This is a genomic window from Paracoccus spongiarum (assembly GCF_030732095.1).
GTDB lineage: Bacteria > Pseudomonadota > Alphaproteobacteria > Rhodobacterales > Rhodobacteraceae > Paracoccus > Paracoccus spongiarum.
The window spans coordinates 94,386-117,812 of sequence record NZ_JAVAMQ010000010.1 but is presented as its reverse complement, the minus strand read 5'-3'; the positions used below and the strand labels follow the sequence as shown (position 1 = coordinate 117,812).

Below are 23,427 nucleotides of genomic sequence, written 5' to 3'. Positions count from 1 at the left end.
TTCCCATCGACAGGGGGCTGAAGCGTGAGCGACGAACCGAAGACCAATCCCAAGCGTGACGATCAGTTCGAGGCCAGCGCCGTCGAGATGTCGGCCTCGGGCCATGGCGGCCTGTCGCAGGACGAACTTGACGCGCTTGTGGCGTCCTCCGACACCGGGGCGCGCACGCCCCCCGGAATGGTCGGCAAGCTCATCCTGATCACCGCGCTGTGCTGGTCGCTGTTCCAGCTTTGGATCGCCTCGCCGATCCCCTTCATGGTCGGTTTCGGCGTTATGAACGACACCGAGACGCGCTCGATCCACCTCGCCTTCGCCCTGTTCCTGGCCTTCATGGCCTATCCGGCGGAACGCACGCCGGTCCAACTGGCCCTGGGGGTCGGAATTCCCGTCCTTATGACGGTCCTGTTCATCGTCGGGTCCAAGACCGGGGTGCCGGTCTGGTGGATCCCGCTTGTCGGCCTCGCGGTGGTCGCCGCGATCCTGCTGGGCAGTCCGAAAACATGGGTGCCGCCCTGGGAATGGGCGCTGGCCCTGGTCTCGGCCGCCGCCGCCCTCTACATCTACTTCTTCTATGACGGCATCAGCACCCGCATCGGCGCGCCGATCCTGCAGGACTATGTCGTGTCGGTCGTCGGGCTTCTGCTGCTGCTGGAGGCGACCCGGCGCAGCCTTGGCCCGGCGCTGATGATCGTGGCCTCGGTCTTTCTCGCCTATACCTTCCTCGGTCCCTACATGCCGGGCATCATCGCCCACAAGGGCAACTCGCTGGCCGAGGTCGTCAATCACCAGTGGATCACCACCGAGGGCGTGTTCGGCATCGCGCTTGGCGTCTCGACCAGCTTCGTCTTCCTGTTCGTGCTGTTCGGCGCGCTGCTGGACAAGGCCGGGGCCGGGAACTACTTCATTCAGGTCGCCTTCTCGCTGATGGGCCACATGCGCGGCGGGCCGGCCAAGGCGGCCGTGGTCAGTTCGGCGATGACCGGGCTGATCTCGGGCTCGTCCATCGCCAATGTCGTGACCACCGGCACCTTCACCATCCCGCTGATGAAGAAGGTGGGCTTCAGTTCCGAAAAGGCAGGCGCGGTCGAGGTGGCCTCGTCGGTCAACGGCCAGATCATGCCGCCGGTTATGGGCGCCGCGGCCTTCCTGATGGTCGAATATGTCGGCATTCCCTATTTCGACGTGGTCAAGCACGCCTTCGTGCCGGCCACGATCAGCTATATCGCGCTGGTCTACATCGTCCACCTCGAGGCGATGAAGGCCGGCATGGAGGGCCTGCCGCGGTCCTACGAGCCAGGCCCGCTGATGAAACGCCTGATCGGCACCGCCTTCATCATCGCCGCGATCTGCGCGCTGTCGCTGCTGGTCTATTACGGCATGGGCTGGATCCGCCCGGCCTTCGGGGCGGCCGCGCCCTACATCATCTTTGCGCTGCTGACTGCGGCCTATGTCGGCCTGCTGTGGGTCGCCTCTCGCGAGGAACCGCTGGAGCTGGACGATCCCAACGCGCCTGTCACGACGCTGCCGCTGCCCGGTCCCACGGTCCGCTCGGGGCTGCATTTCCTGCTGCCGGTCGTGGTCCTTGTCTGGGCGCTGATGGTGGACCGGCTGTCGCCGGGCCTGTCGGCCTTCTGGGCGACCGCCTTCATGATCTTCATCCTGCTGACGCAGCGCCCGCTGATGGTGATGCTGCGCGGCATGGACCGCACCGGCAACAGCACGACGGGCGCGGCCCTGCGCTCGGGCGTGGACGATCTGGTGGACGGGCTGATCTCGGGCGCGCGCAACATGATCGGCATCGGCATCGCCACGGCGACGGCCGGCATCATCGTCGGCGCGGTCAGCCAGACCGGCGTCGGCTCGGCGCTGGCCGATGTGGTCGAGGTGCTGTCGGGCGGCAACCTGATGCTGATCCTGCTGCTGACGGCAGTGCTGTCGCTGATCCTGGGGATGGGCCTGCCGACCACGGCGAACTACATCGTCGTCTCGGCGCTGCTGGCCCCGGTGATCGTCACGCTTGGCCAGCAGAACGGGCTGATCGTGCCGCTGATCGCGGTGCATCTGTTCGTCTTCTACTTCGGCATCATGGCCGACGTGACCCCACCCGTCGGGCTTGCCAGCTTTGCGGCTGCGGCGGTGTCGGGCGGCGATCCGATCCGCACCGGCGTGGTGGCCTTCTTCTACAGCCTGCGCACGGCCGCCCTGCCCTTCCTGTTCATCTTCAACACCGACCTGCTGCTGATCAATGTCGACTGGATCCACGGCATCTTCGTCTTCATCACCGCGACGGTGGCGATGCTTCTGTTTGCCGCGGCAACACAGGGCTGGTTCCTGGTGCGCAACCGGATCTGGGAAACCGTGCTGCTGCTGTTCGTCGCCTTTGCGATCTTCCGGCCGGGCTTCTTCATGGACTACATCTACCCGCCCTATGACGACTTGCCGCCCACGCAGCTTGAACAGGCGCTGGAACAGGCCGCCCCCGGCAGCGACCTGCGGCTGCGCATCGCCGGGCTGAACGATGTCGGCCAGCCGGTCGAGACGACCGCCCTTCTGGCCGTTCCCGAGGGCGAGACCGGCGCCGACCGGCTGGCCGCTCTGGGCATCGAGACGGTGCAGAACGGCGACGAGGTGGTGATCGACAACGTCGCGTTCGACAGCCCCGCGCAGGCTGCCGGCCTCGACTGGGATCAGCGGATCCTTCTGGTCCGCGCCCCCGCTGCGGCGCCTTCGAAATACTGGATGTACATCCCGGCGGCGCTGGTGCTGGCGCTGGTGGTATGGCTTCAGCGGCGTCGCGCCGGCCCCGGCACCGGGTCGGCGCGCCGCAACGAGAAGGGGTTGAGCCATGCATGACAATGTCCTGTTCCCCATCGACCTGCAGCACGAGGCCAGCTGGTCGCGGGCACTGCCGGTCGCGCGGCAACTGGCGGGCACGGACGGCACGCTGCATCTTCTTGGCATCGTCCCCGACATCGGCAGCTCGATGGTGGCGACCTTCCTGCCGCGCGGCTTCGAGGCCAAGGCCCTTTCGGGCATGAAGGAGGCGCTGGACAGCTTTGTCGACGCGCATCTGGCCGGCGCGCGGGTCGCCGTGCATGTCGGGCACGGCCATGTCGCCGAGACGATCCTGAAATGGGCGCAGGACGTCCAGGCCGATGTGATCGTCATGGCCAGCCACAAGCCCGACGAGTTGCGCAGCATCCTCATCAGCAGCCACGCCAATTCGGTCGTCCGCCATTCCCCGGTCTCGGTGATGGTGGTGCGCTGATCATGGCCGCCGCGCCCGCCCGCAGCGCCGCGGGGCGATGATCGCGCCATGACCACGGATCTCGCGATCGCCCGGCAGGCCCGCAAGCTGCCGATCCCCGAGATCGCGGCCCGGCTTGGCCTGACCCCCGAGGACATCCTGCCCTATGGCCACGACAAGGCCAAGATCACCCGGCAGGCGCTGGCCGCGCTGGAGGGCCGGCCGATGGGACATCTGGTGCTGGTCACCGCCATCAACCCCACCCCGGCCGGCGAGGGCAAGACCACCACCACGGTGGGTCTTGGCGATGCGCTGAACCGGGTCGGCAAGCGCGCCACCATCTGCATCCGCGAGGCGAGCCTCGGGCCGAATTTCGGAATGAAGGGCGGCGCGGCGGGCGGCGGGCGTGCGCAGATCGTTCCCATGGAAGAGATGAACCTGCATTTCACCGGGGATTTCCATGCCATCACCGCGGCCCACAACCTGCTGGCCGCGATGATCGACAACCATCTTTACTGGGGCAATGCTCTGGGCATCGACAGCCGCAGGATCACCTGGCGGCGGGTGATGGACATGAACGACCGGGCGCTGCGCGACACCGTGGTGGGGCTGGGCGGTCCCTCGAACGGCTTCGTGCGGCAAAGCGGCTTCGACATCACCGTGGCCTCCGAGGTGATGGCGATCCTCTGCCTCGCCACCGGCCTCGACGATCTTCAGGCCCGGCTTGGCCGCATCGTGATCGGATACACCGCCGACCGCCAGCCGGTGACCGCGCGCGACCTTGGCGCGGATGGCGCCATGACGGTCCTGCTGAAAGAGGCTCTGCAGCCCAACCTGGTGCAGACACTGGAAAACAATCCCGCGCTGGTGCATGGCGGCCCCTTCGCCAATATCGCGCATGGCTGCAACAGCGTCATCGCCACGGTCGCGGCGCTGCGGATGTCGGATTATGTGGTGACCGAGGCCGGCTTCGGCGCCGATCTGGGGGCAGAGAAGTTCCTGGACATCAAGTGCCGGATGGCGGGTCTGCGCCCCGCTGCCGCGGTGCTGGTGGCCACGATCCGCGCATTGAAGATGAACGGCGGCGTCGAGAAGGCCGACCTCGCCGCCGCAAATCCCGGTGCCGTGCGGCGCGGCTGCGCCAATCTGGGCCGGCATATCGAAAACCTGCGCGGCTTCGGCCTGCCGGTGGTCGTCGCGCTGAACCACTTTGAGGGCGACAGCGACGACGAGATCGCGGCCGTGCAGGGCTTCTGCACCGAGCATGGCGTCAAGGCGGTGCTGGCGCGGCACTGGGCCGAGGGGGGCGCGGGCGCCGAGGATCTGGCCCGCGAGGTGGTCGCGATGGCCGAAGCCGGCCGCGCCGATTTCCACACCCTCTATCCCGACGCGATGCCCCTGTGGCAGAAGATCGAGACGGTCTGCACCCGCATCTATCGCGCCTCGCACGCCGAGGCCGCCCCCGGCATCCGCCAGCAGCTCGAGGCGTGGGAGGCGGCCGGCCACGGCGCGATGCCGGTCTGCATCGCCAAGACGCAATACAGCTTTACCACCGATCCGGCCAGGCGCGGCGCGCCCGAGGGCCATGTTATCCCCGTGCGCGAGGTGCGGCTCAATGTCGGCGCGGGCTTCGTCGTGGCGATCTGCGGCGAGATCATGACCATGCCGGGCCTGCCGCGCCATCCGGCCGCCGAAACCATCCGCCTCGACGCGGACGGCCAGATCGAAGGGCTGTTCTGATCGGCTCAGGCTGCGGCGGCGATTGCCAGGTCACCCTCTGCCAGCCGGGCGATCAGGCAGAGGCGATCCAGATGGGCCAGCGCCGCGCCGGGTGACAGCCGGGCGCCGGACTGCAGCGCCGACAGCGCAAGCCCGGCATCCCGCCGGGCGGCCAGACGCCAGTCCCGCGACAGCGCACCGGCAGGATCGGCAACGGCCAGACGAAATCCCGCGTCGAGATCCGCCGCCGCGCCGCCCGTTGCCGGGGCCGAGCCCAGGGCCGCGCAATCCAGTGCGACGGGCGCCCCGCGCAGCCAGCGCAGCGCCGCGCCGTCCTCGCCGGCTTCCCGATCCCGGGGCCAGTGCCGGGCCAGATCCAGCGTCCGCCTTGCATGCCGCGCCGCATAGGCATCCCCGAACAGCTGCCGCGCCAGCACCACCAGCGGCGCGGGGCCGGGGGCATTGCGCTGCATCCCGAGGCGCTGGAACCAGTTTTCGGATGTCGCGCTGCTCATGCTGGCGGCCATCTGCAGGCGGCCTGCCGGGGTCGCCCGCGCGGCCCAGGCATCGATCCGCGGCGCCAGCAATGCCGCGGCATGGTCGCGGCAGGCGCTCAGCGGCCGGTCGCAGGGCAGGTCCGGCGCCGACCCGCGCCAGCGCCGCCAGACCGCGATGCTCAGCGCCGCCAGAACCATCAGCGTCGGCCATGTGCCCGCCCCCAGATCCTGATCGCGCGACGACACCCCGGCCCGCGCCGGGAACGAGCCGTCGGGCCGCTGGCTTGCGATGATGTCGGCGAGGATGGGCGCGATGTCGTGGTCCGGGTCGATGAGCCGCAGGCAGAAGGCAGTCTGCGCCATCGAGGTCACGCAACCGGCGCGGCAGGCCCAGTCAGAGGCGCGCAGCATCGCCGCAAAGACATCGCCGTAAAGGCGCGGGCGCGAGAAATGCGGCCGGATGGCCCCGAATGCATAGACATGCATCACCAACCACGCCAGATCCCCGATCCGCGCCCTGTCCAGATCGAGGTGCCTCAGCGCCCGGTCGATCTGTCCCTCGGCCTCGGCCAGAAGCCCGGCATCGGGACGGACCCGCGCGGCGATCCGATCGGTCAGCGCGGCAGCCGGATCATCGGCCAGCGCCGAAAGCGCCAGCGCGGCCAGCGGTTCATCCGCCGCCGCCGCGCGCCCTGCGAGAACCAGCCCCGCCGCCCCGTCGCATGTCATGCCATCAGTCGCATCGCCCGTCAGCAGCCGCAGCGCGCTGCTGCGCACCAGCGTTGCGGACAGTCGCCGCCCGACAAGATCGGCAAGCGGCGATGGATGGCCGCGCAGCCCCGACAGCACCGGCGCGATCCGCCCGGCCTGCGCCAGCGCGACCGTCGCGGCATCGTCCGCAGGCAGGGGGTCGGGCAGGTCCTCGACATGCCGGCGGAACCATTCGATCCCGCGCGCCGACAGCAGGCGCATCAACTGGTCATAGGAAGCGTCAAGTGGCATCGAGGCTCGTTCGGTTTCGGACCCCTTGGCGGCGGGCCGCCGACGGGATGGCGCTGACTGGGACGTCAAGCAGGTTTCCGTCGATTAGTCTGCGATTTCATCCGCTTTTCAACTGTGCTGTGGAACACAGTGTAATCGAAATTTAACGACTGGGAAATCATCCTTGCATGCCGCACCGCTGCCCGTGCCACCGCTGCGGCCTGCGGTGCCGGCCGCAGCGCAATTGCGCAGGCCGTCCGGCCGCGCTACATGCCGCTGCATGAGCAACCGCCCCGACCTTCCGCCCGAAATCGCCCGCCGCCGGACCTTCGCGATCATCTCGCATCCCGACGCCGGCAAGACCACGCTGACCGAAAAGTTCCTGCTGTATGGCGGCGCGATCCAGATGGCGGGCCAGGTGCGCGCCAAGGGCGAGGCGCGGCGCACCCGGTCGGACTTCATGAAGATGGAACAGGATCGCGGCATCTCGGTGTCGGCCTCGGCGATGTCGTTCGACTTCGACGGGCATCGCTTCAACCTGGTCGACACGCCGGGCCACAGCGATTTTTCCGAGGACACCTACCGCACGCTGACCGCGGTGGACGCCGCGATCATGGTCATCGACGGGGCGAAGGGGGTGGAATCGCAGACCCGCAAGCTGTTCGAGGTCTGCCGGCTGCGCGATCTGCCGATCCTGACCTTCTGCAACAAGATGGACCGCGACAGCCGCGACACCTTCGAGATCATCGACGAGATCCAGGAAAATCTCGCCATCGACGTGGCGCCCGCCAGTTGGCCGATCGGCGTCGGCCGCGACTTCATCGGCTGCTATGACCTGCTGCACGACCGGCTTGAGCTGATGGATCGCGCCGACCGCAACAAGGTCGCCGAATCGATCGCCATCGAGGGGCTGGACGACCCGCGCCTCGCGCAGCACGTCCCGGCCGCCCTGCTGGACACGCTGCGCGAAGAGGTCGAGATGGCGCGCGAGCTGCTGCCCGCCTTCGACCGGCAATCCTTCCTCGAAGGGCACATGACGCCGATCTGGTTCGGCAGCGCGATCAACAGCTTCGGCGTGCAGGAGCTGATGAAGGGCATCGCCGAATACGGCCCGCCTCCGCAGCCCCAGAACAGCGCCGACCGCCAGATCGCCCCCGAGGAGAACCCGGTGACCGGCTTCGTCTTCAAGGTCCAGGCCAACATGGACCCCAAGCACCGCGACCGGGTGGCCTTCGTGCGCCTGGCCAGCGGCCATTTCGAACGCGGCATGAAGCTGACACATGTGCGCCTGAAGAAGCCGATGGCGGTCAGCAACCCGGTCCTGTTCCTCGCCGCCGATCGGGAACTGGCCGAAGAGGCCTGGGCCGGAGACATCATCGGCATCCCGAACCACGGCCAGCTGCGCATCGGCGACGCGCTGACCGAGGGCGAGGCGCTGCGCTTCGTGGGCATCCCCTCCTTCGCGCCGGAACTGCTTCAGACGGTGCGCGCGACCGATCCGATGAAGGCCAAGCATCTTGAAAAGGCGCTGATGCAGTTCGCCGAGGAGGGCGCGGCCAAGGTCTTCAAGCCTGCCATCGGCTCCGGATTCATCGTCGGCGTGGTGGGCGCGCTGCAATTCGAGGTCCTGGCCAGCCGGATCGAGCTGGAATACGGCATCCCCGTCCGCTTCGAGGCGTCGCAATTCACCAGCGCGCGGTGGGTCAGCGGGCCGAAGGACAAGGTCGAGGCCTTCGCGGCGGCCAACAAGGGGCACCTGGCGCATGATCACGATGGCGATCTGGTCTACCTGACGCGCCTGCAATGGGACATCGACCGCATCGGCCGCGATCACCCCGACCTGCATCTGACAGCGACCAAGGAGATGATGGCCTGATCCCGAAGTGCCGCCGGCCCGCGAACCGGGGCGCCGCGCCGGCGCCCTCCGGCGCCGGACAAGACGGCCACCGCCGGCACCACGCCGGCGGGGCACGCGGCACAGGCCCCTCACCCCGGCTTGCCGACATGGCAACGACCAGACTGCCGACCGCCTGCCTCGCCTCGCCCATCGGCGGATCGGCAAGGCCGGTTGCAATGGCAGTCCACTGGCACAGGGGCCCCATGGATCACCCCGCGCGCCTGCATGGCCGGCCGCCGCTCGGCTTGGGGACGACCGGCGTCGCCCGCGCCTCACAATGGCGCTCTTCGCTTGCCTGCGGCGGCATCTTCTGCTCGATGACCGGCAGATCGCCACCGGGCCCGATCAACCAGCCGTTCCAGGCATCGACCCGACTGCACCACACCCTGCTGTCACGCTTGGCGGCATGGGGCGGTTCCCCGCTGGTGCGACCACAAGCGGCGCCCGATCGCCACGGTGCCCGGTCGCCTCGGCCATCCCGGCACCGTGTCGCGGTCCCCGGATGCCTCACCAAGAGGTCCTCCGCGTCCGCCCTCACGGGCCGCGGCGCCTGCGACAGCCATCAGGATGCGGCGTGGCAGGGATCAACCCGGATGACACGCGCCTCGCCGCAATCCCGACCCGCACGCCTCACGCACCCGCTGCCGCCTGATCACGAACCTGACACCCGTCCCGCCGATGCAGCGGATCCCGCTCTTGATGGCCTGCTTCGGACAAGGGCCTTCCGGACGCCAGTCAGGGCACAGGCCCAGAACCGTTTGCGCATCGGGGCCCCGGTGCATTGCGACCCGTCGCCGGCCCGGTTCGAGGCAAACACGCCCCGTTTGCGTCCGAGGATCTGGTGTCATTTCATCGCCGCTGGCGGTGTGATCCCGGGCGGCCGTCATGGTGTATGGTCGGAGTGGAGCTTGCCGACCTCAGCCTTGGAACACAGAGGACACCGATGACCAAGTGGACCTTGGACTGGACCTGTCACGCATTTGTGCCGCCCCTGTGCTCGCTCAGGCCACCCGGCGTTCGAAGGCCGAAGGTCTTTTGCCTCCCAAGGCTGAGTACCTGCGGCGCGGGTTATGGAAGCCGTTGATGGATTGGAGCGAGGGCATGACTGCCATTGGTCCGAAGGTATGCCCGAACGCGGTTTCAGCCTACCGACGAGTTTCCCAGGGGCGTCGCCAGATCAGTTCGTCCTTGATGGTCTTGAAGAAGGTCTCGACGGCAGCGTTATCGGAGCAGCTACCCTTGCCGCTCATCGACGCCTTCAGGCCATGCTCGCGCAGAACCTTCTGATGGTCGTGCGAACAGGATTGGCTGCCGCGGTCGCTGTGGAAGATGCACCCCTTGGGCGGTGATCGCAGGGCGATGGCCATCTTCAAGGCCCGGATCGCCAGATCGCGTTTCATGCGGTTGCTGACGGCCCAACCGATCACGCGCCGGGAGTGCAGCTCCAGGATCACCGCCAGATACAGCCAGCCTTCGCGGGTCCAGACATAGCCGATGTCACCGGCCCATTTCTGGTTGAGCCGATCCGCCGTGACGTCACGGTCCAACAGGTTCGGCGCGATGTTGAACATGTGGCCGCTGTCCGTTGTCACCCTGAATTTGCGTGTTCGTTCAACGACGATCCCGTCCTTACGCATCAGGCGTCCGACACGCGGGTGCCCCAGGTCAACGCCCACCTTCTTGAGTTCTTCGGTCATCCTGGGGCGGCCGTAGCTGCCCAGGCTCAGGCGCGACTGCTGCTTGATACGCGCCAGAACCACCATGTCCATGTGCTGCCTGCGGCTGGCAGGGCGGCTGCGAAAGGCACGCAACCCGCGGGGCTGACATTCATCACCCGGCACAGGCGATCAACCGGGAAAGCCCCACGCGGTTCTTCGACAAACCGGAACCTCACGGCTTCCGGCTCGCGAAGAGCCGGGTGGCTTTTTTCATTATGTCCCTCTCCTCCTTGCGGATGCGGATCGCGCGCCGAAGCCTTTCGTTCTCGCGCGCCAACTCGCGGTCCTCGGCCGAGACGACATCCGTGTCGCGGTGCGCGTTCACCCACGGGTTCAAGGTCGACAAGCCGACTCCCAGATCATCCGCGACCTGACGCCGCGCAAGCCCGCTGGTCAGCGCGATCCGCACCGCATCCTTGCGAACGTTATCCGTTCCGCCCGTGCAAATGGTTCATCTCCCTTGCTCCACATGACGTGATCAAATGAACGGCACCAGACCGCGACAGGTGCCGCTGGTGCAGGCCATGCGGCTTGACGGCATCTCGAAGAGCATGGTGTCGAAGCTCTCGCAGGACATTGACGAGCGCGTGGGCGAGTCCCTCAACCGGCCGCTCGGCGGCGATTGGCCCTGTGTCTGGCTGGACGCGACCTCCCTCAAGGTTCTTCAGGGCGGCCGGACCGTGCCGGTTGTCGCGATAATCGCCTTGGCCGCCAACACCGAAGAGCGGTGACAGTTCATCGGCGCGGGCATCGAGCCCTTGGACGCCGAGACTTCTTCGACCCGGTTCCTGCGGTCCCTGCGCGCCCGCGGCCCGGGGGGGGGGCAGGCTGGTGATCGGCGACGACCGCACAGGGCTCAAGGCCGCCATCGCCCGTGTCCTCGACAGTGAGGCCCAAAGCCGATCCGGGAGGCCGGCGACGGCTGAACGGGCAGCGTAGCCGCGTTCGCTGGATCGGGAACGCCCTCGCGCACGTCTCGCGCAGCCAGCACAGCGGTGTCGCCGCCGCTGGCCCAAGCTCGCCTGTCTCATGGATACCAGCGAGCACGACCTGTCGGCCTGCCAGTCCCTCCCGCGCCAGCACCGAACCGGGCGGCATTCCACGAACCCGATCAGCCGCCTGGTCAAGGAGATGACGCACGGCGCAGACGGCGTCGGGATCTTCCCGGACGAAGCGTCGATCCGGCGCCTGAACGGCGCCGTGCTGTTCGAGCAGAACGACGAGTGGCAGACCTCGAGCCGTTGCGTGATGGTCGAGGCCTTGGCGCAGGTCGACCGGGAGGAGATCGACCCCATTCTCGGCATAACGACGAATGCCGCCAGATCATGCCCTCAGGCCATCAGGGAAACCACACCAGCTTGGCCGACGTGACGGCACGCCCTCCCCCTCACATCAGGTGGCTGACTTCTGTTGCCGGGATGAATCGCCATGCTCGTCTCGGCCCTGCCATGACGTTGAGATAGTAGAGGTCGAAGCCATGGGGGGCGGCGCAGGGGTGGTGACCGCGGGGCACGAGCGTGACGTCGCCATCGCGGACGGCCATGGTCTCGTCGAGGGTCAGGTCGTCGGTATAGACGCGCTGGACGGCCCAGCCGTCGGCGGGGTTGATGCGGTGATAATAGGTTTCCTCGAGATAGGTGATGCGGGGAAAGTCATCCTCGTCATGGCGGTGGCTGGGATAGGAGGACCAGTTGCCGGCGGGGGTGAACACCTCGGTGACCAGCAGCGAGTCGCAGTAATCCTCGGCCTCCATGGCGATGTTGTTGATGAAGCGGGTGTTGCTGCCCTCGCCGCGCTGGGTCAGGCTGATGCCGTCCGGGCCGATGCGGCGGGCGGGATGGCCGCCGCGGCCGGGGGCCATGCAGACGGCGATGACGCAGTCGGTGGTGGCCTCGGCGGCCCAGTCCTGGCCGTTCGGCACATAAAGGCAATGCGGCGGGGTCCGTGCGAACAGGTCCATGCGCTCGCCCAGCACGCCCCAGTCGCGGCCGGCGGCGCGGATGGCGGCCCTGCCCTCGACGATCACCAGGATCACCTCGTTGCCGCCGGTGGCCTCGGCCGCGGTCTCGCCGGCGCGCAGCCGGTAGAGCGAAAAGCCCACATGGCGCCAGCCGGCATCCTGCGCGGTGATCTGGTGCACCTTGCCATGGGTTCCGAAGGGATGCCTGAGAAGATGGCTCATCGGTTCGTCCTTTCCTTGCGTATCCTTGCGGGGTCTGTCCGGCCAGGCCGGGGCGGCGGGCAGGGGGCGTGCCCCGGCGGCCCCCTCGAAGGGCCGCCGGGGCAGTCGGGGCGGCCGCCCCTCCGGCGCCACCCTCCGCCCTCTTGTCCGGCGCGGCACCCGTCCCCGGCTTGCCTTGGTCCAAATATCCCGGGGGGAGATGCCGGGACGGGATCGGGGGGCAGCGCCCCCCCTTTCCGACATCGCCCCCGGCAAGGTCCCGACGCCGCCCCCCAGGAGTCGGCTGCCGGAATGCCCGTCACGCCAGCCCGTCCCCCCGCAGCTTTCAGGCGGGCACCGTCCGGTCCAGCCCGGCCTCGCGGGCGGCGGCCTTCAGCGCCCCGAGTCCCATCGACTGATAGTGTAGCGGGTTGCGGAGCGCCGGGTCCTGTTCGGCCTCGATCACCAGCCAGCCCTCATAGCCGGCATCGGCGAGTATGCGCAGCAAGGGCAGGAAATCGATCGCTCCCTCCGGATCGCCGGGCACGGTGAAGGCACCGGCCAGCACGCCCTGCAGGAAGGACAGCCCCTCGGCCCGCACCCGCTCGGTCACCGCAGGGCGGATGTTCTTGGCATGGACATGCGCGACCCGGCCGACATGGCGGGCCAGCACCGCCTCGGGGTCGCCCCCGCCAAAGCGGCAATGCCCGGCATCGAACAGCAGATGCGTCGCCGGCCCGGTCGCGGCCATGAAGGCGTCGATCTCGTCGGGGCTCTCGACCACGGTGCCCATATGGTGGTGATAGGCCAGGGTGATGCCATGCACGGCCATCCAGGCGGCGAATTCCTCCATCTTCGCGCCGAACGCTGCCATCCCGGCCGCATCCAGCACCGGCCGGTCGTTCACCGGCACATCCGGGCGACCATGCACGGTATTCGAGCATTCGCAGACGATGCAGACGGTGCAGCCATTGGCCTTCAGCCGCGCCAGATGCGGGCCGGCCGCGGCGATCTCGTCGGCAACCGGACGCGTCAGCAGTTCGGTCGAATACCAGCCCGAGATCAGCCGCAGCCCGTATTCGGCCAGCAGCGCGCGGGTCGCCTGGGCATCCTCGGGCCAGCGATGGCCGTTCTCGATGCCGTCGAAGCCGATCACCCGGCCGGCCTCGTGCAGGATCTGCCCGGTCGGAATATCGGCGCCGATCGAGGGGTCGTCGTCATTGGCCCAGGCGATGGGATTGGTGCCATAGCGGATCATGTCTGTTGCCTCAATTGATCTGGGCCTGGCGCGCGGCATTCGCCAGATAGCGCGCATGGGCCTGTTGCAGTTGCTCGCGCTGGCCGGTGGCCGGCACGGCGACATCCCACCAGTGGCCCGCGCCCTCCAGCCCGTCGCCGGGGCCGGGCACGGCGGTGGTGTCGATGACGATCACCGTCGGGATGTCGCGGCCACGCGCGGCAGCGACCTGGGCTTCCAGATCGGCGATGTCCCGGGCCTTGACCGCATGCGCCCCCATCGACCCGGCATGGGCCACGAAGTCGATCCGCGGCTGCGCCTCGATCCGGCTATCGGCATACATGTTGTTGAACTCGGCCCCGCCGCAACTGATCTGCAGCCGGTTGATGCAGCCATAGCCGCGATTGTCGGTCAGGATCACCGTGAAGGGAACCCGGCGCATCACCGCCGTGGCCAGTTCGGAATTGGCCATCATGTAGCTGCCATCGCCCACGAAGCACAGCACCTCGCGGTCGGGCCGCGCCAGCTTCAGCCCCATCGCGCCGGCGACCTCGTAGCCCATGCAGCTATAGCCGTATTCCATGTGATAGCCGCCCTGGCTGGGCTGCCACAACAGCTTCAGCGCGCCCGGCATGGTGCCGGCGGCGCACATCGCGATGCCCTCGGGTGCGGCGCGCTGGACCGCGCCGATCACCTGCGCATCGGTCGGCAGGGCGTTGCCCTCGGCCGGCGCGGCGCAATGGGCATCGACCGCCGCCAGCCAGGCCGCGCGCGCGCCCGCATCGGCCGCCGCAAAGCGCAGATCGCCCAGCACCGCGTCCAGCCGTTCCAGCGCCACCCGCGCATCCGCGACCAGCCCGACCGCGCCATGCTTGGCCGCGTCCCAGGGCTGGACATTGATGCAGGCCAGCCGTGCATTCCCGAACAGCGTCCACGAGCCGGTGGTGAAATCCTGCAGCCGCGTGCCGATGCCGATCACCAGATCGGCCGCCGCCGCCGCGGCATTCGCCGCCGCCGAGCCATCCACCCCCGCCGCCCCGAAACTCATCGGATGGGCCTGCGCCAGGGCGCCCTTGCCAGCCTGGGTCTCGATTACCGGGATGTTGCGGCGCAGCGCAAAATCGGCCAGCGCCGCCTCGGCGCCGGAATGGATCACCCCACCGCCGCAGACGATCACCGGCGCCCGCGCCGCGCCGATCAGCCCGGCCACCTCGGCCAGTTCGGCAGCGTCCGGCGCGGGCCGGCGGATCCGCCAGATGCGGGGCGCAAAGAACGCCTCGGGCCAGTCGAAGGCCTCGGCCTGCACGTCCTGGCAGAAGGCCAGGCAGACCGGCCCGCAATCGGCCGGATCGGTCATCACCCGCAGCGCCCGCGGCAGCGCCGACAGCAGATGCTCGGGCCGGGTGATGCGGTCGAAATAGCGCACGACGGGGCGGAAGCAGTCATTGGCGCTGACCGTGCCATCGCCGAAATCCTCGACCTGCTGCAAGACCGGGTCGGGCCTGCGGCTGGCAAAGACATCGCCGGCGATGAACAGCACGGGCAGCCGGTTCACATGCGCCAGCGCCGCCGCCGTCACCATGTTGGTCGAGCCCGGCCCGATCGAGGCCGTCACCGCCTGCGCCCGCCGCCGGGCATGGCCCTTGGCAAAGGCGATCGCGGCATGGGCCATGGTCTGCTCGTTCTGGCCGCGCCAGGTCGGCAGCGCGTCGCCGATGCCATGGAGCGCCTCGCCAAGACCCGCGACATTGCCATGCCCGAAAATCGCCCAGACCCCCTCGATGAAGCGCCCGCCCTCTTCCGCCATCTGCACCGACAGCCAGCGCACCATCGCCTGCGCCGCCGTCAACCGGATCGTCCCGCTCATCTCGTCCCCTTCCCGCAGGCGCCCGCGCCCGCCCCCATCTTCTGTGCCCAAATATCCCGGGGGGAGGGCGAAAGCCGGCCCCCATCGAGGGGGCGGCTCTCGCGCGGGGGGCAGAGCCCCCCGCCCCCGCCCCCGGCAAGGTCCCGCAATCCGTCAGACCGCGCCCCGCCAGACCGCATCGCCCAGGTCCTCACCACGTCGCCGCTCATGCCATCGCCCGCGCCGCGGCCCGCGCGGCGTCCCAGATCCCGCAGAGCCGCGCGTAGCGGCCCGCCATCTCGGCCACCGCCGCGGCGTCGTCCAGATCGCCCGCCAGCCAGTTTCGCGCCACCGATCCGAAGATCGTCCGCCCGACCGCAAAGCCCCGCACCAGCGGAAACGCCGCCGCCACCGCGAAGCTGGCCGCCAGATCCGCCTCGGGCGCGTCAAGCCCCAGCACCACGATGCCGCGTGTATGCCGGTCATGCGCCTCGATCGCCGCGATCGCGTTCTGCCAGCCCGCCCGCGTCTGCATCGGCTCGAGCTTCCACCAGTCGGGACAGATCCCCGCCGCGTAGAACTGCCCGATCAGCACCGCCGCCGTCATGTCATCCACCGGACCCACCTTCGAGGGGATGATCTCCAGCAGGAACTCCAGCCCGTTGCGCCGCGCCGCCGCGAACAGCCGGCCGACCTCGGCCTCCTGCGCGACCCGCATCGCCGCCTCGTCGTCGGGGTGGCAGAAGCACAGCACCTTCACCACATTCTCGCGCGCCCATTCGCCCAAACCCCCGCAATCGGGACCCAGCGCCGGCTCGAGGCTCAGCGGCCGAGAGCCCGGCCACTCGGCCGGACGCCCGACCCACAGCCCCGTCCCCGAGGCCGCATGCAGCGCCGCCCGCCCGATGCGGTCGTCGCAGAGGATGCCGTGGCCGCCCGACCCCGCGCCCTGCACCTGCAGCGCCGCCTGAAGGCACAGCCGCTTGAACGCCCCGCCCTTCGCGATCGTATAGCCCGGCATCTCTTCCAGCTGCGCCCGGTGGTCGAAGGCGAACACCCGCAGGCTGGACCAGTCGCCGCCCATCCGGCCCTGCCGGTTGGTCGCCCAGTGGATCTGTTCCAGTTCGGCATCGTTGCGCAGGTCCGGCCGCACCACCCCGCGGGCCAGAAAGAATTCCAGCTCTTCCAGCGAGGGATAGGCCGGCGTGCAGCCATGCCGGCTGACCGCGAAGGCGCCGCAGGCGTTGGCGTATTCCAGCGCGCGGGGCCAGGGCGCATCCTCCAGCCAGCCCTTCAGCAGACCCGAGAAGAAACCGTCCCCGGCGCCCAGCACGTTGAACACCTCGATCGGAAAGCCGGGACCGGCCTCGCCCGCATCGAGGCTGTCGGGGATCGCGCCGGTAAAGGCCACCGCCCCCTTCGCGCCCCGCTTGCAGACCAGCACCGCATCGCTGACCGCCCGCACCGCGCGCAATGCAGCCAGCGTGTCGGTGCTGCCACCGGCGATGTGGAATTCTTCCTCGGTGCCCACGATCAGGTCGAAGAGAGGCAGCGTGCCCTGCAGCCTCGCCGTCACCGCGGCGCTTTCCACGAAGCGGCTCTCGCCCTCGCCATGGCCCGCCACGCCCCAGAGGTTCGGCCGGTAGTCGATGTCCAGCGCCGTCCGCGCGCCATGCGCCCGCGCCAGCGACAGCGCCTTCAGCACCGCAGCCTCGGTCCGCGGATGGCTGAGATGCGTGCCGGTCAACAGCAGCGCACGCGTCTCGGACACCAGAGCCTCGTCGATGTCATCCTCGCCCAGCGCCATGTCCGCGCAATTCTCGCGGTAGAAGATCAAGGGAAAGCTGTCCTCGTCGCGGATTCCCAGGATCACCAAGGCCGTCAGGCGCGCAGGATCCGTCGCCACGCCGCGCACATCCACGCCCTCGCGCACAAGCTGCTCGCGGATGAACCGGCCCATATGCTCGTCGCCAACCCGCGTGATCAGCCCCGACCGCAGCCCCAGCCGGGACGTACCGCAGGCAATATTCGTCGGCGACCCGCCAACATACTTGCTGAAAGACCCCATGTCCTCCAGGCGACCGCCTACCTGATCGCCGTACAGATCAACCGAACTCCGGCCGATCGTCAAAACATCAAGCGTCTTCATGTGATTCCTCCACGATCCGCACCGGCCGGCCGTTCGAGGCCGCCATGGCATGGATGATCCGTTCGATCCGCAGCCCCGCCGCGAAGCCGGGTTCGGCCGCCGGCCCGCCCGCAATCGCGCGCATCAGGTCGCGGCATTCGATGACCTTCTGTTCGTTGAAGCCGAAATTATGGCCCGGCGCCGGACAGAAGGCCGCGAATTCGGGCTGGTCCGGGCCGCTGAGATGGCGGGTAAAGCCCGCCTCGCCAGCGCGGTGGACCCACAGCTCGTTCATGCTCTCCTGATCGAAGACCAGGGTCCCATCGCTGCCCTGCACCTCCCATTGCAGGCGGCACTTGCGGCCGCGCGCCACGCGCGAGGTCGCGAAGCTGCCCTGCGCGCCCGAGGCGAAGCGGATCAGCGCCAGGGCCGAATCCTCGTTCTCGACTGCGCACGGGCCGTCGGGCGAGGGGCGCGTCGGCACCGCGATCTGGGTCATCGCGGTCACCTCGGCGACCGGGCCCATCAGCGCCACCATCTGGCTGACCAGATGGCAGCCCAGATCGCCAAGCGCCCCCAGCCCGCCGCCCGCATGGGTCATGCGCCAGGACCAGGGCAGGTCCGGATCGGCCGAGTAGTCCTCGTCATAGACGCCGCGGAAGGACAGCGGCCGGCCGATCGCGCCCTGCGCGATCAGCCCGCGTGCGGCCTGAAAGGCCGGGTTGCGCAGATAGTTGTAGCCCAGCACGGTCACCTGCCCCGGATGCGCCGCGGCCAGATCGGCCATCGCCTGCGCATCCTCCAGCGTCAGCGCCATCGGCTTTTCCAGCCAGACATGCTTGCCCGCGCGCAGCGCGGCCTCGGCCATCGGGCGATGCAGGCCGTTCGGCGTGGTGATCGAGACCACATCCACCGCAGGATCGGCCAGCGCGGCCTGCCAGTCGGCCGAGGCGCGGGCGAAGCCGAACTGGCCGGCCATCGCCTGCGCGCGGTCCTCGGGCGTGTCGCAGAGCACTTCAAGCCGGGGCTGCGCGCCGCCGAAGACCGTGGCGACATTGCGCCACGCCATCGCATGGCACTTGCCCATGAAGCCCGTGCCGATCAGCGCGACGCCGAGGCTGTCGGGGGATTGCCGGCCCGACACCGGATCAGCCTCGCGCCGACAGGACCGGCGCCAGCCGGTCGGCAAGGTGATCCATGCTGGCGCGCAGCGCGGCCTCGGGGTCGGCCAGCGCGTGGATTTCCGCCGCGAAGGGCTCGAAGCTGAACGGCCCTGCATAGCCGCCCTCGATCAGCGCGCGCATCTGCGCGACATTGCCGAGCCGGTCGTCGGAGTCGACCAGAACCCGGTGCGCATCCAGCATGTCATCGACTGCGACGCCGGGATCGGTCACGCCCGAGATATGCACCAGGCCGCTGCGATGGGGATAAAGTTCCGCCTCGCCGGCCAGGTGATGATGGAAGGTGTCGTGCATCAGACGGAAGGTGCCGTCGTCGCCCGCCTCGGTGATCGCGGCGATCGCCTCGGCCTTGCTGCGCAGCGAACTGATCGGAAAGCCCAGGGGCTCGACCAGCCCGGTCAGGCCGCGATCGGTCAGGATCGGCTTCATCGCATCCAGCGCCGCGACGACCTGCGAATGCGCGACCTTGCTGCCGTCGTTAAGCGGGCACATGACCAGCGCCTTCGCACCGCAGTCGGCCGCGTAGTCGGCCATCCGCTGCGCCCGGTCCGGCAGGTCGCCCGACCAGACGTTGAAGGGATAAAGCGCATTGATCGACAGGATGGTGATGCCCTGCGCGTCTGCCTCGGCGCGGACCGCCGCGGCCGTCATGCTGCCCAGCACGTCGGGGATGTCGTTGCGGATCTCGACCTCGCTGACGCCGAGGCGCCGGCACATGGCAAAGAATTCTGCCAGCGGCAGGTTCGGCGCGCAGATGTGGTTGATGGCGAAACGCATGGTCGGCCCCTCAGTCGTACAGCGCCGGACGCGCCGGCAGGGTGATGGCGACGGTCGTCCCCTCGGCGTCCTGTGCGGCAACACAGGCGTCCGAGGTGATGGCGGCGGCATAGCCGTCCCAGGAGGACGGGCCTGCGGCCGTGCCGCGGGTGGCGGCCTTGATGAAATCGTTCAGCTCGACGTCATAGCTGGCCACGAAACGGTCCTTCCAGTCGGTCAGGATCGGGTTTTGCAGCGTCGCCCCCAGGCGCATCTGGATCGCCATCGGTTCGGGCAGCCGGGCGATGCCGTCCTCGCCCACGACCTCGCACTGGATGTCATAGCCGTAATGGCAGTTCACGAAGATCTCGACATCGATCAGCACGCCCTTGGCGGTCTCCAGCACCACGACCTGCGGGTCGCGCAGCCTGGCGTGGGCGCGGTCGGCCTTGCGCGGGAACAGCACGCGGGCCGAGACGTAATCGTCGTCCAGCAGCCATCGGAACACGTCGATCTCGTGGATCAGCGTGTCGTGGATCGCCATCGGCGTCAGATACTGCTCGGGCACGGTCGGGTTGCGATGCGCGGCATGGACCATGATCGGCGCGCCGGTCCGGGTCTGCACCGCCTCTTTCAGCGCGACATAGCCCGCGTCATAGCGGCGCATGAAGCCCACCTGCACCAGCCGGGTGCCATGGGCGACCTCGGCATCGACGATCCGCCTGGCGCCGTCGGCGGTGGTGGCCAGCGGCTTTTCGCAGAAGCAGGGCTTGCCGGCGGCGATGGCGGCCAGCACATAGGCCTCGTGCGTCGCGCCGGTCGAACAGACGAGGATCGCGTCCACCTCGGGGGCGGCGATCAGGTCCTCGCCCTTCTCGTAGACGGTGGCGGCCGGGGCCAGGTCGGCCTGCACCGCGCGGGCGGCGTCGGGGTTGTAGTCGCTGAGCGCGACGACCTCGGCCCCGGCCAGAACCTGCTGGATGCGGCGGGTGTGGTCGCGGCCGATCATGCCGGTTCCGATGACTCCGATCTTCAGGGTCATGTGCGTGTTCCTATTTCCAGTATTTGGCGATGTAGCGGTTGGTTTCGGCCAGCATGAACCGGGCGCTGTCCTCGGCCCGGTCCTCCCAGGCGAAGACGCAGTTCGACATCACGCCGTCGAACTTCATGTCCGCGAGGGTCGAGAAGAAGCTCTCCCAGTCGATCTCGCCCTGGCCGAAATCGGTGTGCTGGTGGACGCGAACCTTCGCGCCGGGCGGGTTGACGATATAGCGCAGCTGCGACGACCTGGTGTGGTCATAGGTGTCGGCCAGCCGGACATGGACCAGATGGCCTTCGGTCGCGCGCAGGTTGGCCACCATGTCGGGGCCGTAGAAGAAAGTGTGCGGCGCGATGAACGACGCCTTCACGGCCTTCGAGTTGATGGTCCTGATGATGTCGATGGCGGGGGCGATCTCCTCCAGCCAGTCCTCGGGATGGGCCTCCAGCGACAGGGTCAGTCCCTCGCGTTCCAGGATCGGCACCAGGATGTCCATTGCGCGGAAGAACTGGGTCTCGCAGGTCTCGGGGCGGTGCAGGCCGGACCGGTCGTTCAGGCTGCGGTCGGGGCTGCCGCCGCGGCCGAACTCGCTGACGAACATCGGGCACTCCATCTCGACCGCGATCTCGATGGCCCGTTTCCAGTTGTCGATCGCCGCCTCCCATTCATCCGGATAGGGGCTGGCCCATCGATACATGGGTTGCAGCGTGGCAAGGCCCACGCCGTGATCCTTCAGCGCCTTGCGGAAACTGGCGATCCGGTCGGGATAGACCTTCGGTCGCGTCCACCAGGACAGGAAATCGGGGCGGGGCGACAGCTCGACATGATCGTAGCCAAGCTCGGCGGTCTTGCGGCAGGTCTCCTCAAGCGAGAGGTGGCGGATCATGTGCGGGTCCAGTGCCATCTTCATGGGCGTGGTCCTTGTTCGGAATGGATGGGTCTGGCGGTAATCGTGCGGGCGGGCGCGCCTATTGGTAATCCTGCATGTTCCGGGGCGTGACCGGCTCGAAGGGCACCCAGATGTTGCCCTCGGCCGGCTGGCCTGCCGCCAGCGACCGCGCGGTGGCCAGCGCGACCTCTCCCTGACGGGTGGCGTTCTGGAACACGGTCACGTCCAGGTCGCCCGCGGCCATGGCGGCCAGCCCGTCGGGCGTGGCGTCGATGCCCGCGACGACGACGCTGTCCATGTCCCTGCCCGCCGATTTCAGCGCCTGGATGGCGCCAATGGCCATCTCGTCATTGTTGGCGATGATCGCGTCGAACGCGACGCCCGAGGTCAGCCAGTTGGTCGTCAGGTCGGCGCCCTGCGTGCGGTTCCAGTTGCCCACCTGCCGGTCGATGATCTGCATGCCGGTGCAGGGGTCGGCGGCGATCACCTCTTCGATGTCGCGGGTGCGGATGATGGAGGCCTCGTTTTCCAGCGGCCCCATCAGCACCAGAATCTTGCCGGTGCCGCCCAGCATCTCGCAGACCGCGCGGGTCTGCATGGTGCCCGAGTCGACCTCGTTCGAGCCGACGAAGCTGGTGCCAGCCGGCATGGCCGCATGTTCGGCGGGCGGGTGGTTCACATAGACCAGCGGGATGCCCGCATCCACGGCAAGCTGCGTCATCGCCGGCGTGGCCGCGCCATCGACGGCGTTCACGACGATCGCATCGACGCCATTGGCAACCATGTTCTGCACCTGGTTCAACTGCCGCGCCACGTCCAGCTGGGCGTCCTCGACGACCAGTTCCAGGTCCTCGTGGCGCGCGGCCTCGGCGCGGATGCCATTCAGCAGGATGGTCAGGAACGGGTTGTCAAAGCTGGTCATCGAGACGCCGATGCGGGTCTCGGCCTGCGCGGCCTGGGCGAACGTGGCCAGAAGGCAGGCCGCCATCGTGGTTTTCAGCGTGGTCTGCATCGCGTCCGTCCTGTTGCGATCGAGGGTCAGTGGGGGTCCGCGGCGGCGGGAGGGACCGCCGCGGAACTCGTCAGGTCACTTGACCTTTTTCTTCTGGCGATAGGTGTCGATCACCACGGCGGCGACGATGATGACGCCCTTGATCATCTCCTGGTAATAGGCGTCCAGCCGCAGGAAGGTGAAACCCGAGATGATGACGCCGAAGATCACCATGCCGATCGAGGTGCCGATGATCGAGCCGCGCCCCCCGGCCAGCGAGGTGCCGCCGATGACGGCCATCGCGATGGCGTCCAGTTCGTACATGATGCCCATGCCGGCCTGGGCCGTCTGGCCCCGTGCGGCGACCACGATCCCGGCCAGCGCGGCCAGCGTGGCGGCGACGATGTACAGCTTGACCAGATGGCGTTCGACATCGATCCCCGAGACGCGGGCCGCCTGCGGGTTGGCGCCGATCGCGTAGGTGAACTTGCCGTAACGGGTGTATTTCATCGCCACATGGAAGATCGCCGCAACGATCAGGAAGATCACCACGGGCATCATCCCCGAGCCCAGGAAGGCATAGCTTTCGGTCGGAAAGCTGATCGGCTGGCCCTTGGTGTACCATTTGGCAAAGCCGCGCGCCGTGACCATCATGCCGAGGGTGGCGATGAAGGGCGGGATCTTGGTATAGGCGATCAGCCAGCCATTGATGAAGCCCGCGATGGCGCCGCAGACCAGCCCGATCAGCACCGGCACGATCACCGGCAGGTCGGTCAGCGCCGGATAGACGGCGCGGGCGTATTCGGCGCTTTGCGCGAAGCTCATCGACACCATCGCCACCGCGCCCACGATCGAGCCCGAGGACAGGTCGATGCCCCCCGAGATGATGACCTGCGTCACCCCCACCGCAATGATGCCGATGACCGACACCTGCAGGATCATGATCTTCAGCCGGCCGACATTGCCCAGGAATGTCTGGCCCTGGAAGATCCAGCCGAGGATCTCGAAGACCAGGGCGATTCCCACCAGCACCAGCAAAATGTTCAGTTCAGCGGGCAGCCTGCGATGCGCCTTCGGCGCGGCCCGTTCGAAATTCGTGTCTTGCGCAGCCATATCCGGCCCTCCTCCAAAAATGCTGCC

General features: G+C 68.4%; 17 protein-coding genes and 1 pseudogene. 6 read left to right on the top strand and 12 right to left on the bottom strand.

Features of this window, described 5'->3' with window-relative positions; genetic code table 11:
- Positions 1-87 precede the first annotated feature (87 nt).
- The 3 genes from Q5Y72_RS12285 to Q5Y72_RS12275 are packed head-to-tail and all read left to right on the top strand — an operon-like array spanning position 88 to position 4,987.
- A complete protein-coding gene (locus tag Q5Y72_RS12285) occupies positions 88-2,853 on the top strand; it encodes a TRAP transporter permease (RefSeq protein WP_305963755.1) in 2,766 nt (921 codons plus the stop codon).
- Positions 2,846-3,268 carry a universal stress protein gene (locus tag Q5Y72_RS12280; protein ID WP_305963715.1) on the top strand — a complete coding sequence of 141 codons (423 nt, stop codon included), beginning with the start codon at positions 2,846-2,848 and terminating at the stop codon, positions 3,266-3,268. The genes Q5Y72_RS12285 and Q5Y72_RS12280 overlap by 8 nt, the downstream gene beginning before the upstream one ends.
- Positions 3,269-3,316: 48 nt before the next feature.
- Positions 3,317-4,987 (top strand): formate--tetrahydrofolate ligase, encoded by a 1,671-nt coding sequence (locus tag Q5Y72_RS12275; protein ID WP_305963714.1) that lies wholly within the window; start codon positions 3,317-3,319, stop codon positions 4,985-4,987.
- Between the two features lie 5 nt (positions 4,988-4,992).
- On the opposite strand, the gene Q5Y72_RS12270 is transcribed toward Q5Y72_RS12275, so the two are convergent.
- Complete coding sequence (locus tag Q5Y72_RS12270) at positions 4,993-6,465, bottom strand: hypothetical protein (RefSeq protein ID WP_305963713.1); 1,473 nt, start codon at positions 6,463-6,465, stop codon at positions 4,993-4,995.
- Between the two features lie 259 nt (positions 6,466-6,724).
- On the opposite strand from Q5Y72_RS12270, the gene Q5Y72_RS12265 reads away from it, so the two are divergent.
- Positions 6,725-8,320: a peptide chain release factor 3 gene (locus tag Q5Y72_RS12265; RefSeq protein ID WP_305963712.1), complete on the top strand. Its 1,596-nt coding sequence runs from the start codon at positions 6,725-6,727 to the stop codon at positions 8,318-8,320.
- A gap of 1,022 nt (positions 8,321-9,342) precedes the next feature.
- Here the strand turns inward: Q5Y72_RS12265 and Q5Y72_RS12260 are convergent.
- Positions 9,343-10,507: pseudogene (locus Q5Y72_RS12260) on the bottom strand (IS3 family transposase).
- 34 nt (positions 10,508-10,541) lie between these two features.
- On the opposite strand from Q5Y72_RS12260, the gene Q5Y72_RS20030 reads away from it, so the two are divergent.
- Both Q5Y72_RS20030 and Q5Y72_RS20025 read left to right on the top strand, forming a co-directional pair.
- Complete coding sequence (locus Q5Y72_RS20030) at positions 10,542-10,790, top strand: transposase (protein ID WP_305963711.1); 249 nt, start codon at positions 10,542-10,544, stop codon at positions 10,788-10,790.
- Between the two features lie 217 nt (positions 10,791-11,007).
- Complete coding sequence (locus Q5Y72_RS20025; protein ID WP_305963754.1) at positions 11,008-11,430, top strand: transposase; 423 nt, start codon at positions 11,008-11,010, stop codon at positions 11,428-11,430.
- 16 nt (positions 11,431-11,446) lie between these two features.
- On the opposite strand, the gene iolB is transcribed toward Q5Y72_RS20025, so the two are convergent.
- The 10 genes from iolB to Q5Y72_RS12200 form a co-directional block, all read right to left on the bottom strand.
- Entirely contained in the window at positions 11,447-12,241 is a 795-nt protein-coding gene (gene iolB / locus Q5Y72_RS12245) for a 5-deoxy-glucuronate isomerase (protein WP_305963710.1), read from the bottom strand.
- A gap of 325 nt (positions 12,242-12,566) precedes the next feature.
- Complete coding sequence (gene iolE / locus Q5Y72_RS12240) at positions 12,567-13,478, bottom strand: myo-inosose-2 dehydratase (RefSeq protein WP_305963709.1); 912 nt, start codon at positions 13,476-13,478, stop codon at positions 12,567-12,569.
- Between the two features lie 10 nt (positions 13,479-13,488).
- A complete protein-coding gene (iolD, locus tag Q5Y72_RS12235) occupies positions 13,489-15,324 on the bottom strand; it encodes a 3D-(3,5/4)-trihydroxycyclohexane-1,2-dione acylhydrolase (decyclizing) (RefSeq protein WP_305963708.1) in 1,836 nt (611 codons plus the stop codon).
- 205 nt (positions 15,325-15,529) lie between these two features.
- A complete protein-coding gene (locus tag Q5Y72_RS12230) occupies positions 15,530-17,452 on the bottom strand; it encodes a bifunctional 5-dehydro-2-deoxygluconokinase/5-dehydro-2-deoxyphosphogluconate aldolase (RefSeq protein WP_305963707.1) in 1,923 nt (640 codons plus the stop codon).
- Entirely contained in the window at positions 17,439-18,620 is a 1,182-nt protein-coding gene (locus Q5Y72_RS12225; RefSeq protein ID WP_371930817.1) for a Gfo/Idh/MocA family protein, read from the bottom strand. Before Q5Y72_RS12225 ends, Q5Y72_RS12230 begins: the two co-directional genes overlap by 14 nt.
- Positions 18,580-19,389 carry a TIM barrel protein gene (locus tag Q5Y72_RS12220; RefSeq protein WP_305963706.1) on the bottom strand — a complete coding sequence of 270 codons (810 nt, stop codon included), beginning with the start codon at positions 19,387-19,389 and terminating at the stop codon, positions 18,580-18,582. The genes Q5Y72_RS12225 and Q5Y72_RS12220 overlap by 41 nt, the downstream gene beginning before the upstream one ends.
- A gap of 10 nt (positions 19,390-19,399) precedes the next feature.
- Positions 19,400-20,410, bottom strand: coding sequence for a Gfo/Idh/MocA family protein (locus Q5Y72_RS12215; RefSeq protein WP_305963705.1), 1,011 nt, complete (start codon positions 20,408-20,410; stop codon positions 19,400-19,402).
- Between the two features lie 10 nt (positions 20,411-20,420).
- A complete protein-coding gene (locus Q5Y72_RS12210; RefSeq protein WP_305963704.1) occupies positions 20,421-21,317 on the bottom strand; it encodes a sugar phosphate isomerase/epimerase family protein in 897 nt (298 codons plus the stop codon).
- A gap of 58 nt (positions 21,318-21,375) precedes the next feature.
- A complete protein-coding gene (locus tag Q5Y72_RS12205) occupies positions 21,376-22,308 on the bottom strand; it encodes a sugar ABC transporter substrate-binding protein (protein WP_305963703.1) in 933 nt (310 codons plus the stop codon).
- A gap of 75 nt (positions 22,309-22,383) precedes the next feature.
- On the bottom strand, positions 22,384-23,400 hold the full coding sequence (locus Q5Y72_RS12200; protein WP_305963702.1) for an ABC transporter permease: 1,017 nt from the start codon (positions 23,398-23,400) through the stop codon (positions 22,384-22,386).
- Positions 23,401-23,427: the final 27 nt, after the last annotated feature.

Bases quoted from the DNA above. Each gene is read 5' to 3' on its own strand.
- Q5Y72_RS12280 (WP_305963715.1), top strand. From the start codon at position 2,846: ATGCATGACAATGTCCTGTTCCCCATCGACCTGCAGCACGAGGCCAGC.
- Q5Y72_RS12220 (WP_305963706.1), bottom strand. From the start codon at position 19,389: ATGCGTTTCGCCATCAACCACATCTGCGCGCCGAACCTGCCGCTGGCA.
- Q5Y72_RS12275 (WP_305963714.1), top strand. From the start codon at position 3,317: ATGACCACGGATCTCGCGATCGCCCGGCAGGCCCGCAAGCTGCCGATC.
- Q5Y72_RS12210 (WP_305963704.1), bottom strand. From the start codon at position 21,317: ATGAAGATGGCACTGGACCCGCACATGATCCGCCACCTCTCGCTTGAG.
- Q5Y72_RS12265 (WP_305963712.1), top strand. From the start codon at position 6,725: ATGAGCAACCGCCCCGACCTTCCGCCCGAAATCGCCCGCCGCCGGACC.
- iolE (WP_305963709.1), bottom strand. From the start codon at position 13,478: ATGATCCGCTATGGCACCAATCCCATCGCCTGGGCCAATGACGACGAC.
- Q5Y72_RS12230 (WP_305963707.1), bottom strand. From the start codon at position 17,452: ATGAAGACGCTTGATGTTTTGACGATCGGCCGGAGTTCGGTTGATCTG.
- Q5Y72_RS12205 (WP_305963703.1), bottom strand. From the start codon at position 22,308: ATGCAGACCACGCTGAAAACCACGATGGCGGCCTGCCTTCTGGCCACG.
- Q5Y72_RS12200 (WP_305963702.1), bottom strand. From the start codon at position 23,400: ATGGCTGCGCAAGACACGAATTTCGAACGGGCCGCGCCGAAGGCGCAT.
- iolB (WP_305963710.1), bottom strand. From the start codon at position 12,241: ATGAGCCATCTTCTCAGGCATCCCTTCGGAACCCATGGCAAGGTGCAC.
- iolD (WP_305963708.1), bottom strand. From the start codon at position 15,324: ATGAGCGGGACGATCCGGTTGACGGCGGCGCAGGCGATGGTGCGCTGG.
- Q5Y72_RS20030 (WP_305963711.1), top strand. From the start codon at position 10,542: ATGAACGGCACCAGACCGCGACAGGTGCCGCTGGTGCAGGCCATGCGG.
- Q5Y72_RS12215 (WP_305963705.1), bottom strand. From the start codon at position 20,410: ATGACCCTGAAGATCGGAGTCATCGGAACCGGCATGATCGGCCGCGAC.
- Q5Y72_RS12285 (WP_305963755.1), top strand. From the start codon at position 88: ATGTCGGCCTCGGGCCATGGCGGCCTGTCGCAGGACGAACTTGACGCG.
- Q5Y72_RS12270 (WP_305963713.1), bottom strand. From the start codon at position 6,465: ATGCCACTTGACGCTTCCTATGACCAGTTGATGCGCCTGCTGTCGGCG.